We start from the raw sequence: 12,138 nt of genomic DNA on the forward strand, positions 1-12,138 counted from the left end.
TTCATCGCCTCAATGCATATGGAGTTTGTTAGCCTTTAACCGAGCCAGCCGTAACTTGCATAAATGAACGGTTAGCGAAAATATATACGATGAGCATAGGGAAAATCGAAATACATGCGCCGGCGAGCATCAGTTGATTTTCAACTGCGGCTCCCGCCCCGTAGCGCAAGTTCGCAAGTCCCACGGGCAAGGTTTGCAGATCAGGGCGCGAAAGGGAAAAGACGAGCGGCAATATATATTCATTCCATGCATTACGGAATGTGAATAGCGATACGACAGCCAGCGCCGGGCGCAGGAGCGGCAAAATAATGAGCCAGAAGGTGGAGTAGAAATTACAGCCATCAATGAGCGCCGCTTCATCCAGCTCCCGCGGAATGCCGCGGAAAAAGCCGATTACCATAAAGAAGGCAGTTGCATGCGCACTAATTAGAATAATTATGACGCCCCACAGCGATTTCTGCAAACCAATGGATACCATTAAATCAAATTGCGGACGCAGCACAACCGCACCGATCGAAATAAACAAAGTGAACGATTGAAGCAGAATAAACAGTTTCTTTCCTCTGAAAGCAACGCGATCGACCGCATAAGCAGCCATGGAAGATACGAGCAAAGTGCCGACCGTAGCGAACACAGCTACATATAAGCTATTGAAGGTATAAGCGGAGAAATCAGCTTGATTCCACGCCTGCAAATAGTTTTTAAACTGCCAGGTAGAAGGGAGAAACGTCGCTCCCGTTGTCAGCTCCAGGTTCGTCTTGAAGGAGCCGAATAGCGCGATTACGATTGGAAAAAGCATCAGTGCTGCCGTAACAAGAAGAAGCAGCCATACTGGTGTACGAAGTACTATTTTACGAATGGTCATGATCGTTCCCCCTTTTTAATAAACGTTATTAAGCTTTTTCGACATCCAGAAATACAGCCATGTGACAATACCGACAATAACAGCCGTTGTAAAGCCGACCGCGCTGCCGTAGCCAATATTTTGCACGGATGTGCCAGACGTCGTCAGCGGGAAGAACAGTTTGTACAGGTACAAATACATAACCTCGGTTTTGCCGAAAGGACCGCCCTCCGTCAATACCATAATGCTCTCGTAGCCTTTAAGCGACGTTGTAATCGCAAGCATAATAATCATTTGCAAAACAGGACCGAGCATTGGAATCGTAATGTACCACATCCGCTGCACCGGGTTTACGCCATCCAGCGATGCCGCTTCATACACATCCTCTGGAATGTTCTGAAGACCGGCGATAAATAGCAGCATATAGTTGCCGACTGCTCCCCACACCGCAATAATGACGATCGTCGTCATGGCATGTGCAGCGCCCAGCCAGTCCACTGGAGCGGATACGATGTTCAGCTTCATTAAATACTGATTAATAATGCCGTTGTAGGAGTTGAACACAATATAGAAAACGATGGACATGACAGAGGCGCTGAAAATCGTTGGCAGGAAAAAAATCGCCCGAAACGCATGCCGTCCCCGCAGCTTCCGATTCAATATAACCGCCAATATGAGCGATAGCGGCAGCGTAATAATTAATTTTCCACCCGCATAGATGAAAGTATTCAGAACGGAGTGCCAAAATTCAGCATCCCTTCCCACTCGCGCAAAGTTCTCAAGTCCGATAAACTTCGGTGTCCCAAACCCTTGATAATCAAAAAACATATATCGAAGCGCCCATACAACCGGATAAATGCCGAGCGCTATGGTTAGAAAAAAGCTTGGAAAGCTGAACAAATACGCCCCGATTCGATTTTTATGCATGCCTTCATCTCCCCTTCTTTTGTAGCTTCATTGTATAGGATGGCGCCTTTCATACGGGATGGGGCAATCAATGATGCTGGGGGGACGAAACGACTATTGTCGCTGTTGACTTGCGGACAATTGTCCGCTAAAATGGTTTTCAGCAGTGCGGACAATTGTCCGCACGTAAGGAGCGGCATAGGCTGCCTGAATGGAGGCTGAGTGAACCAGCGGGAGCGGGGACATACTGATTTTAGAGCGTTAGCAGCATTGGCACACAAACGAAAGGCATGAGGAGGAACGATTTTGAACACAGGAAGTCTAGATACAGCACCCAAGGATTTGAGTGGAATAAAAAGAGGACCTATTGTAGCGGCACTTATTATAGGCGCATTTGTCGCAATACTGAACGAAACCCTGCTTAATATTGCTTTCCCCGATTTAATGAAGGAGTTTGATATTAGCTACGCGACTATTCAATGGTTGTCGACGGCATATTTGCTCGTAGTCGGCATTTTGGTTCCGATTACGGCATTGCTTCAGCAATGGTTTACCACCCGGCAAATGTTTTTGTCGGCGATGATTTTATTTCTTGTCGGAACCGTCGTCTGCGGCACGGCAACCGTCTTCCCGATGCTGCTTGTCGGCCGCGTCATTCAGGCGCTTGGCACCGGCTTAATGCTTCCGGTCATGATGAATACGATTTTGGTTATTTTCCCGCCGGAAAAACGTGGCGGCGCCATGGGCATGATCGGCCTCGTTATTATGAGCGCGCCAGCTATCGGTCCGACGCTGTCGGGGCTTATTATTGAATCCTTCAATTGGCGCTGGTTGTTTTTCTTAGTTATTCCGCTCGCCGTTTTCTCCATTGTGTTTGCGGCGGTTTATTTGAAAAATGTTTCGGATATCACTCGTCCAAAGGTTGACCTGGTATCGATTTTATTGTCATCCATCGGCTTTGGCGGTCTGATTTACGGCTTTAGTAAAGCAGGTGAGGATGGCTGGGGCAGTTCCATCGTCATTTGGTCTATCGTCGTCGGCGCAATCGCCTTGCTGCTGTTCATTGTGAAGCAGCTCATGTCGAGCCAGCCGCTGCTGGATTTGCGCGCCTTTAAATATCCGATGTTCAGCCTTGTCGCCTTGCTCATGCTGGTGATGATGATGACGCTGTTTTCCACGATGATTTTGCTGCCGCTTTTCCTGCAAAACGCGCTTGGCAAAACCGCTCTGGCTGCTGGACTTATTTTGCTTCCGGGCGGCATTATCAACGGCCTGATGGCTCCGGTTTCCGGCGTGCTGTTCGACAAGTTTGGACCACGGGTGCTCGTCATTCCGGGGCTCGCTATTACAGCGGCAGCGGTATGGATGTTTAACGGCATCGACGAGCTGACAAGTATAGGTTATATTATCTTTATCCATGTTGTGCTGCTAATCGGCGTTTCCATGGTGATGATGCCTGCGCAGACGACGGCGCTCAATCAGCTGCCACGCAAGCTGTACCCGCATGGCACAGCAATTTTGAATACTTTGCAGCAGGTTGCCGGCGCAATCGGTACTGCTTTATTCATCAGCATTATGTCATCCGGCACAAAAAAATATTTGGAAAGCTCCACTGATCCGGGCTCTCCGCTTGAGCAGGTCAAAGGCTTTGTATCCGGCATGCACAGCGCGTTTCTGGTTGGGCTTATTATTGCCTTCATCGCCTTTGGGCTTGGCTTGTTCATCCGGCGCACCAAAGCACCTGATGTGGAGGAGAAAAGAGCGGCTTAGGGAGTAAATTAAAACTGGGGTTTTCAGTTTTAATTTACGACCCAGGAATAACAAAAAAACGGGCCTTTTCGTTTTTTTGTTATTCCCCTCCGAAGCATTTTTCCTAGAAAGTCGGTTTTGTGTTGCTCCCTCGGAGCGGCTTCGCAGTGAGCATAAAGGAAGTGAAAGCTAGTTGAATTTTGAAATGGATGAGGTGGGCCGGGATATTATCGAGAAGGCCCGCCAGCTTTTTAACGAGCATGGCGTTGAAGCGGTCAATATGCACCAAATTGCGAAAAAGGCAGGCATCGGTCAGGGCACGCTTTATCGGCGTTTTCCAAACAAGGGCGCGCTGTGCATGTCCGTTTTGGATAGCCAATTCGAGCAGTTCATGGCGAATACGATGCGGGACCTAACGGAAAAAGCCGCGCAGCCCGTCGTCATACGCCTTTCGGCCTTTATACAAAGCCTGCTGTTCTTTTCTCTTGAGCTGCGTGAATATATACGTCCTATTCTTTCCGCTATTTGCGCCGAAGAGAAGAACAACCAAGAATGGTTCCTAGCTGAGCCATATACCTTCATGCATGCGACGGTCAGCGGACTGTTGGAGGAAGCCGCAGCAGCAGGGCAGCTGCGACCGCAAATTTTGCCAACCATCGCCGCATCCCTGCTCATTTCCTCATTTTCACCAGAGCTGATGGCCCATTTCGCAGAACAGGGCTACAGTAAGGAATTTATTTCTGAGCAATATAGAGCGACCTTTATTGAGCCAATGTTTATAGAAGCGCCAGAGGCGGGCAAGGACGGCAATTGATTTGCTCCTTCGCCAGCCCAGCTAAGAAATGTACGTATATCCTTATTATCAAATAAGAGGGTGTCCTATCGGCCTAAATGGCCGTGGACACCCTCTTTCTGTTATATAAGATGGTTTATATGAGCTTATTGTATTTTATGTCCTTGTTCCGTTAGAACCCGCCGAAGCTCTACATGAAAAACGGCTGGGCAGGGCATTACTTTTAACAATAGAGGTGATCTTCTGTGCTGCGAAAAAAATCCGTGTGCACGGTTACAAATTACGAGCAGCAGCTGGGAAGGATGGGACGTCATGGATCGCCAAGTGAGCACCATACAAGTAGGTGAATATGTGCTTGAATACTCCATTGTGGGCGAAGGTACGCCGCTGCTGCTTTTTCATGGCGGGCACTCCAACTGCTATGAAGAGTTCGGCTACCAGAACCTTGTCGCTTCAGGGTATTCCATTATCACCCCATCCCGAGCAGGCTATAGTCAGACCTCCCCTGTTGCCGAGCTGCAGCAAGCCTGTGATTTATACTTGGCTCTGCTGGATCACCTGCATATTGCAAAAGCACATGTTATTGCCGTTTCAGCGGGTGGGCCGACAGGCATCCTTTTTTGTGCGCAATTTCCTAAACGAGTGGCAAGCCTGACCTTGCAATGTGCAATCACCAAGCCCTGGCTCTCTTCAAACGATACAGCCTATCGCATTGGAAGGCTGATTTTCAAACCCGGAGTGGAAAAAGGAACTTGGCTCATCCTAGCTAGGATGAATAATCTTCTGCCGCGGCTCACGTTTAGGATGCTGCTTTCTTCCTTTTCCACCCTAACACCAGCTGAGGCGTATGCCAGGCTGGATAATCTTGCTGTAGAATTATTTCGCGAAATGAACAACAGACAGCGTTCATATAAAGGCTTTCTTATTGATCTCGAGCACACCCAGAAAGATTATACGAGAGAGTTACGTTCCATTAAAGCTCCTACACTAATTATGCATAGCAAAAATGATCGCTGCGTTGCTCCCAGCCATGCTGAGTATGCCGAAGCCCATATTGTACATTCTGAAGCTTTTATGCTGGATGCATGGGGCCACCTGATCTGGATAGGCAAGCACGCTGCCGAATTTGATCGTAAGCAGATTGCCTTTTTAGCTGAAAATCAATAACAGCCCTCTTCCTTCTTCTTCCTTAAGACAGTCGGAATAAGAAGGAAGAGGGCTGTTCGGGCAGCTTTTAGAAGCTAAGACAGCGGCCCTTGGCTCCCGTGAGCTGCCATCAGCTTAAGCTGCTCCCGGTACTGCTTCGGCGTAATGCCTTCATATTTTTTGAAAATCCGTATAAAATAGCTCGCCGTCTGCAGGCCGATTTGCTCTGAAATGCCATCCAGGCTGAGCGGAGAATGATAAAGCAGCTCCTTGGCCCGCTTCATCCGCAGCCGGATGACATAGTCACTGAAGCTTACGCCCGTCTCCTCCTTGAATAACACGCTGAGATAGCTCGGATTCAGATGGACATGCTGGGCGACCTCCTTGATGGACAAAGGCATGCCGATACTTTCATGGATATACTTAACGGCACTAAGAATATAAGCATTGGTCGATGGCACGCCATAGGAAAGCCCGTTTGCCGCTTCCTCCGACTTGGATTGAAACGCTTTTCCGACCGCCTGAATGAGCTGCTCCTGCCGAATCGGCTTCAGCAAATAATCGACGGCGCCAAGCTTCAGCCCTTTCTGGGCATACTCAAATTCTGCAAAGCCAGTGAGCAAAATCGTATTTATGCCATTCTGCTCGCCGCGCAGCGCCTCAAGCAGCTCGATGCCCGTCATGATCGGCATCCGAATATCAGTTATGAGCAGATCATACGGCTTCTCCCGAAGCAGACGGATCGCCTGCTTTCCATTGTCGGCCATATCGACCTGCACCTTGTCCTCCCCCCACTGCTCCAGAGTGAAGGCCACCCCCATGCGCGAGTTGTATTCATCATCAACGACCAATATGCTGTGATTCATCGTCAGAAGCTCCCCTCTCCGGCTCGGGCTTTAGCGGAATTTTCAATACGATCGTCGTCCCGGCGCCCGGCGCGCTGTCAATGGTTAAGCCGTATTGCTTGCCGTAATGAAGCTGGATCAGCTTGCATACATTGAACAGGCCGATCCCGTTTTTGCCCGTAACAAAGGCAATGCTCAAATCATTCTGTAAGCGTTCTCTTATTTGATGCAGCTGGTCCGGGTCTATGCCAATGCCATTATCGTGCACCGTAAAGGAAATGACGCCCGCTTCCTCCCTTACGCGCAGCTTGATCGTGCCGCCATGCTCCATAGGCTCTATGCCATGCACAATAGCATTTTCAACCAGCGGCTGAATCGCGAGCTTGGGAATTCGCACGCTGCCGAGCTGCTGCTCGCAGTCGATTTCAATGGCGAGCCTGTCGCGCCAGCGCATTTTCATAATATCGCCATACCGCTTGACCTGCTCCAGCTCCTCATCGATGGTGACAAATCCGTCCTGGGTGCTTGAATGAATCGTATACCGGAACAAATCGGCCAGCTGAATGACGGTTTGCGCCAGCTCCTGCTCTCCTTTGCGGATATGATCCCAGTAGAGCGAATCGAGCGTATTGAATAGAAAATGCGGATTGATTTGGGAATGAAGCGCTTTAATTTCACTTTTGCTCTTCACAATTTCAATCTCGTATACGGATTTAATCAAATAATTAATCTGCTTAACCATCTGGTTATACGTCATATTCAGCTGATTAACCTCGCGGTTGAAATACTGGTCGGGATTTTCCCGCGGACTGCCGTGCTTGCCGCCCTGAATGATGCGCGTCAGGCTTCGGATCGGCGAGGTAATAAACTTGGACAAATAATAAGACAGCAGGGCAAATACGAAAATGCTCAGCACGCTCGCCCACAGCAGCACATCACGCAAAAAGTAAATGTCGGCGGTCAGCGTTTGTTTGGGAATCATTATTTGCAGCTTCCAGCCTGTCGACCGTATCGCCCGCTCTACCGTTACATAATCGCCGCTCTCCCCTTCAAGTGCGCCGACAGACAGAAGCAGGCCGCTGTCTTCCCCCACGTTCATGCTGTTATTGTTCTCGTCAAGAAGACGCATCACCCGGCCTTTATCCTTCGCCTTGTCCGTAGTGGCCAGCTCAATAATCGAAGGCTTAAGCCGAATGAGCAAATAGCCGCCCTTCGCATATTTCTCTTTCTCCAGCTTGACCTGCCTGACAGCCAGCAAATATTCCGGATTATCCGGATCACGTCCGATCCATATAATGGCTCCGGCCTGATGAATTTCATCCGCCTGCTTTAAATAACGCTCCTCTACCCGCTCTGCGATGCTCTTCTCCACGATGGGGTAGAGGCTGCGAGACAAGCTGTAAAGCTCAATATCCTTTATCGTATCTGAGTAGGCCGTCTTCTCGATGAGCAGCCTCCTCAGCTTCATTCGTTCGTCATAAACCGCCAAGTGCCCCTGCTTCTCGAGGCCGAGCGCTTCTTGTATCCGGTCATCCATGGCGAGCTGCAGCGTCAGAACGTTAACCTCGTTAAGCTGCGATTCCAGCCTCCCGCTTGCTTGCAGCGCAATCTCGTCAATGTACAGTGCCGCATTTTCCCGCTGCACCTTGGACAGCAGCACATAGAGGCTGCTTACCGTAATGAGCAGGACAATGGACATGGTCAAAATAAAGCTGACAAAAATTTGGCCTCTCGTCTGATCCAGCCCTATTTTTTTGAAATAGCCCACTTCGTCTTCCTCCAGTAAAACTTGCACAAAACCTATCCTCTCGAAAGTTCATGAAAGGATAGGCTTTGTCCGCATACGATTATTTATTAGGATAGATCATGATTTTTATACTCGTGTCCTTCTGCGTGCGGGCCATTTCAACCGCTTCCTTCGTATCCCGCAGCGCATATTTATGGGTAATGACCTTCTCGATGTCCACGCTGGACTGGCTGAGTGCTTGAATGGCGCCCGGGTAGGTGTTCGCATAACGGAACAATCCGAGCACATCTACCTCAGCATCGATGATCGCGTTCACATCAACCGGAATTTCGGAGGCTGCCGGCATACCGACAAGCACAATGCGTCCGCCGCGCTTGACGGTGCGAACCGCATCGGCGATAGCCCTTCCGTTCCCCGATGTCTCAACGATAACGGTAACGCCTTTTCCGCCGGTCAATTCGGCAATGCGCGCCTGCACATCTTCCTTCATCGGATCAATAACCGCCGTAACGCCCATTTCCTTCGCCAGCTCCTGGCGGAAGGGCACAACGTCCGTCGCATAAATTTCACTTACGCCAAACACCTTTGCTGCCTGAATCGCAAGCAAGCCGATCGGACCAAGCCCGGTTACGAGCAGACGGTCTGCGGGAGTAACCTTTGCGCGATTCATCGCGTGAAGACCTACCGACAACGGCTCCAGAAGCGCGCCCTGCTCAAAGCTGATTTCACCCGGCAGCTTGAATAGGAAATCGCTGCGCACCGCCACATACTCAGCCCATGCGCCGTCAACCGGCGGCGTTGCCATGAAAACAACGTCTGGGCACAAATTGTAACGGCCCGACTTGCAATATTCACAGCGGCCGCAGGCTACGCCCGGCTCTACCGCTACCCGGTCGCCAATCGCGACATTGGATACACTTGCGCCGACAGCTACTACCTCGCCAGCCAGCTCATGGCCGAGAATAATCGGTTTTTCCACGACGTAGCGGCCAATTCTTCCGTGCTCATAATAATGAACGTCCGAGCCGCATACGCCAATACAATATACTTTGACGAGCGCCTCATCGTCTTTCGGCGTCGGGACGGGTACTTTTTGAATCTCGATATCCAGCGGTTTGTTCATTACGGCTGCATCCATTACGTTTATGCTCATCATCAGCTCACCTTTCAGAATACTTGAAATAATCAAAGTCCGCATACTTGCCTCGCCCGCTTAAATCCTGTACGCAAATGCCGATAAATGCCCCGGTGAAGCCTTGATCAAGCGCAATGCCATCCTTCACCAGCTCGGCGTTTTCATCCGATATTTTGCTGGCATCCAGAACAGGGCCAATTGGCTGCCAAGCCGCTCCATCCAGCGAATAATAGAATTGCAGCGCCTCATGGCGGACTTCCGCCTTTAAATAGCAGCGCTCGGCCCCATCAATCGATACGGGCTGCTCAAGCGGCTCATCATAGACAGAGCGGTCGCTCGACATAATGCCAAGGCATTTGCCCAGCTGCTCATCGCGGCTGATCCATAAGTAATAATAATTCTTTGTATTGTAATAGTATACAAGCCCAGCAAGCTGCTGATAAGTATCTGGCTCAAATTCAACGACCGTTTCAGCATCTACTGTGAACGATTGCTGGCGGCGTGCGATCAGGCTCTGCCGGTGGGAGGAATACAGCGATTCTCTTCCCTTCAGCCTCATATGGCCCGGACGCTCCTTCAGCGTTGCCCATTGCTCGCTCCGCGGCTCGCGCAGCGTATGAAGATGAATGCTGATCGCATCCCCGTCAAAATGCTCGATCTCCGGCTCCGCCGCAAAACGATGCTCCGGAAGCGCAGACGCGCTCACCTGAACTTCTGGAGAATGGCCTCCGCTGATAAGGCGCAGCCAGCCGTCCTCCGTCCAAACGACCCTCTGAAGGGCCGTTTCCCGTCCAAGCGTGCAGCTTCCCGAAGGGCTGAGCGGCCGCGCGCACAGATGGGCAATGTACAGCTGCCCAGCCTGCGTCTCAACCAGACTGACATGACCCGCCTTTTGCAGTTCAAGCTCTGGGCGGTCCGCCGACGTAAGGAGCGGCCCAGCCGGATCGGCCTCGTAGGTGCCAAGCAGCGTCCGGGAGCGAGCAACCGTAGCCGCATGGCCAAAACGCGTGCCGCCCTCGGCGGTAATCAAATAATAATAGCCGTCATGGCGGTAAATGTGAGGACCTTCGGTCAAGCCAAGCGGCGTGCCGTCGAATATCGTTTGAATCGGCCCCGTCAGCGCCTTTAATTCCTCGGAATACTGCTGAATAACGATGCCGCCAAACGGGTTTTTCCCTTTGCGGTGATCCCATGTCAAATTGACCAGCCATTTGGTGCCATCCTCATCATGGAACAGGGAAGGGTCAAAGCCGCTGCTGTTCAAATAAATCGGCTCTGACCAAGGCCCCATAATCTCGGTTGCTGTAACGACATAGTTATGCGTGTCCTTGAAAGGCCCCATATGGCTCTTCACATCGGTAAACACCAGGTAGAAGATGCCGTTATGGTAGCTCAGGCACGGCGCCCATACTCCGCCGGAGTCGGGATTGCCGATCATATCGAGCTGGCTCGCCCGGGTAAGCGGGTGCGTGAGCACCCGCCAGTTTTTCAAATCGCGAGAATGATGAATTTGGACACCGGGAAACCATTCGAAAGTCGAGGTCGCAATATAATAATCGTCTCCGACACGAATGATCGAAGGATCGGGGTTGAAGCCCCGAAGTATCGGATTGTTAATTACGTTAATCGTAAACGCCTCCTGTCTCGTAAGTTCTAGCTGCTATTACTTGATTTTCGCCAGCTCGTCTTTTACGCTGCTTGCGTTTTGACCGACGATCGCACCGACCGAGTTCAAAAACTGCTCCGCACGCTTCGCGTCAAGCGCTTGGTCGTAGTAGCTGAAGAAGCCTTCCAGGCTGCTGCTGATCGAGCTGTCGTAGGCAAACGCCAGTGGGTTCATTTTCGCCTCGTCAAGTCCAGGGTTTTTCATCGGGCTGATGTTCGCGCCCTCGTTAATTTCTTTCCGTTGCAGCGAGTCTGTGAGGAAACGGATCGCCTCATAAGCAGCTTCTTGGTTCGTCTTCGAGGAAATCGCCATGCCGGCGCCGAAGCCGCCTTGGTAAATGTTAATGCCGCCTTGGCCGCCATCAACTGTCGGGAATGGCACAAAGCCTACTTTATCGGCAAAGTCGCCATCCAGGAAGGAGTTCATTGCCCATTCGCCTTGCAAATACATCGCAGCTTTGCCGTTCGTGAACAGTGATTCAGCCGCTGCATAATCAAGGCCAAGGAAGCCATTGATGAAGCCTTTATGATCGACAGCAAGCTCACGCAGCATTTCGCCCGCTTTCACAAAGCTGTCCTGAGTGAAATCGGCTTCGCCTTTTTTCGCTTTCTCGAACGGCTCCATGCCGCCGATGCGCTGTGCCAGATAAGAGAACCAGTGCAGAACCGGCCAGCGGTCTTTGCCTGCAACTGTAATCGGAACGATATTTTTAGCGTTCAGTTGGTCTACAACGCTTAGCAGCTCCTCGTAGGTTGTCGGAGGAGTCAGGCCATTTTCCTCAAAAATTTGCTTGTTGTACCACAGGGATACTCCGCTGAACAGAACGGGAATACCGTAGTTTTTGCCGTCGTAAGAGAACGTTTCCAATCCGCCGTTAAGCACATCGTTTTTGAATGCTTCATCCTTGTTAAGCGGCTCGGTAATATCGCCCAGCATGCTGTTGGATACGAGCGTGTCGAAAGTTTCACCGCTCCAATACGTAATAATATCCGGCACCTGGTTGCCTGTAATGGCTACTTTCATTTTTGTTTTCAAAGCCTCGTCTTCAAAAAACTCAGCCGTAAGCTCAACATTTGGATGCTCATCGTTGAATTGCTTGATCGACTTTTCAATAATATCTTTGTTTCTCGTCTCCATGCTCCACATGGTCAGCTTCGTTACATCGCCCGATGCTGCCTCCGTCGCTTCGCCTTCCGCCTTGTTTCCGGCGTTAGAGCAGCCTGCCATTACTACCATCATCATTGCCAACAATAAAATAAGACCCTTTTTCATGTTTGTTTCCCCCTTGAATAGTGTCGAATGCCGCA

General features: G+C 50.5%; 10 protein-coding genes. 3 read left to right on the forward strand and 7 right to left on the reverse strand.

What is annotated here, in order from left to right; all coding sequences use genetic code 11:
- Positions 1-28: 28 nt before the first annotated feature.
- Positions 29-865: a carbohydrate ABC transporter permease gene (locus tag AC50Y5_RS18155; protein WP_494862645.1), complete on the reverse strand. Its 837-nt coding sequence runs from the start codon at positions 863-865 to the stop codon at positions 29-31.
- Between the two features lie 15 nt (positions 866-880).
- The gene (locus tag AC50Y5_RS18160) at positions 881-1,771 is read right to left on the reverse strand and encodes a carbohydrate ABC transporter permease (RefSeq protein WP_494862647.1); all 891 of its coding nucleotides are present in this window, start codon (positions 1,769-1,771) and stop codon (positions 881-883) included.
- A 285-nt stretch (positions 1,772-2,056) separates the two neighbouring features.
- Here AC50Y5_RS18160 and AC50Y5_RS18165 point away from each other — a divergent pair, with 285 nt between their 5' ends.
- From AC50Y5_RS18165 to AC50Y5_RS18175, 3 genes are all read left to right on the forward strand, one after another.
- Positions 2,057-3,520: a DHA2 family efflux MFS transporter permease subunit gene (locus AC50Y5_RS18165; protein WP_056033463.1), complete on the forward strand. Its 1,464-nt coding sequence runs from the start codon at positions 2,057-2,059 to the stop codon at positions 3,518-3,520.
- A 172-nt stretch (positions 3,521-3,692) separates the two neighbouring features.
- Positions 3,693-4,313, forward strand: a complete 621-nt coding sequence (locus tag AC50Y5_RS18170) for a TetR/AcrR family transcriptional regulator (protein ID WP_494862650.1) — start codon at positions 3,693-3,695, stop codon at positions 4,311-4,313.
- Between the two features lie 291 nt (positions 4,314-4,604).
- On the forward strand, positions 4,605-5,459 hold the full coding sequence (locus AC50Y5_RS18175; RefSeq protein WP_494862652.1) for an alpha/beta fold hydrolase: 855 nt from the start codon (positions 4,605-4,607) through the stop codon (positions 5,457-5,459).
- 74 nt (positions 5,460-5,533) lie between these two features.
- On the opposite strand, the gene AC50Y5_RS18180 is transcribed toward AC50Y5_RS18175, so the two are convergent.
- The 5 genes from AC50Y5_RS18180 to AC50Y5_RS18200 are packed head-to-tail and all read right to left on the reverse strand — an operon-like array spanning position 5,534 to position 12,103.
- A complete protein-coding gene (locus tag AC50Y5_RS18180) occupies positions 5,534-6,304 on the reverse strand; it encodes a response regulator transcription factor (protein ID WP_494862654.1) in 771 nt (256 codons plus the stop codon).
- Complete coding sequence (locus AC50Y5_RS18185; RefSeq protein ID WP_494862656.1) at positions 6,279-8,078, reverse strand: sensor histidine kinase; 1,800 nt, start codon at positions 8,076-8,078, stop codon at positions 6,279-6,281. Before AC50Y5_RS18185 ends, AC50Y5_RS18180 begins: the two co-directional genes overlap by 26 nt.
- A 52-nt stretch (positions 8,079-8,130) precedes the next feature.
- Positions 8,131-9,153, reverse strand: a complete 1,023-nt coding sequence (locus tag AC50Y5_RS18190) for an NAD(P)-dependent alcohol dehydrogenase (RefSeq protein WP_494862658.1) — start codon at positions 9,151-9,153, stop codon at positions 8,131-8,133.
- A gap of 37 nt (positions 9,154-9,190) precedes the next feature.
- Positions 9,191-10,792, reverse strand: a complete 1,602-nt coding sequence (locus AC50Y5_RS18195) for a glycoside hydrolase family 43 protein (RefSeq protein WP_494862899.1) — start codon at positions 10,790-10,792, stop codon at positions 9,191-9,193.
- A 36-nt stretch (positions 10,793-10,828) separates the two neighbouring features.
- Positions 10,829-12,103 (reverse strand): ABC transporter substrate-binding protein, encoded by a 1,275-nt coding sequence (locus AC50Y5_RS18200; protein ID WP_494862660.1) that lies wholly within the window; start codon positions 12,101-12,103, stop codon positions 10,829-10,831.
- Positions 12,104-12,138 lie beyond the last annotated feature (35 nt).

Source organism: Paenibacillus sp. JT22N7, assembly GCF_059383875.1.

What these genes read in the sequence shown, in the direction of transcription:
- AC50Y5_RS18155 (WP_494862645.1), bottom strand. Translation starts at nt 865, where the DNA reads ATGACCATTCGTAAAATAGTACTTCGTACACCAGTATGGCTGCTTCTT.
- AC50Y5_RS18160 (WP_494862647.1), bottom strand. Translation starts at nt 1,771, where the DNA reads ATGCATAAAAATCGAATCGGGGCGTATTTGTTCAGCTTTCCAAGCTTT.
- AC50Y5_RS18175 (WP_494862652.1), top strand. Translation starts at nt 4,605, where the DNA reads ATGGATCGCCAAGTGAGCACCATACAAGTAGGTGAATATGTGCTTGAA.
- AC50Y5_RS18180 (WP_494862654.1), bottom strand. Translation starts at nt 6,304, where the DNA reads ATGAATCACAGCATATTGGTCGTTGATGATGAATACAACTCGCGCATG.
- AC50Y5_RS18190 (WP_494862658.1), bottom strand. Translation starts at nt 9,153, where the DNA reads ATGAACAAACCGCTGGATATCGAGATTCAAAAAGTACCCGTCCCGACG.
- AC50Y5_RS18200 (WP_494862660.1), bottom strand. Translation starts at nt 12,103, where the DNA reads ATGAAAAAGGGTCTTATTTTATTGTTGGCAATGATGATGGTAGTAATG.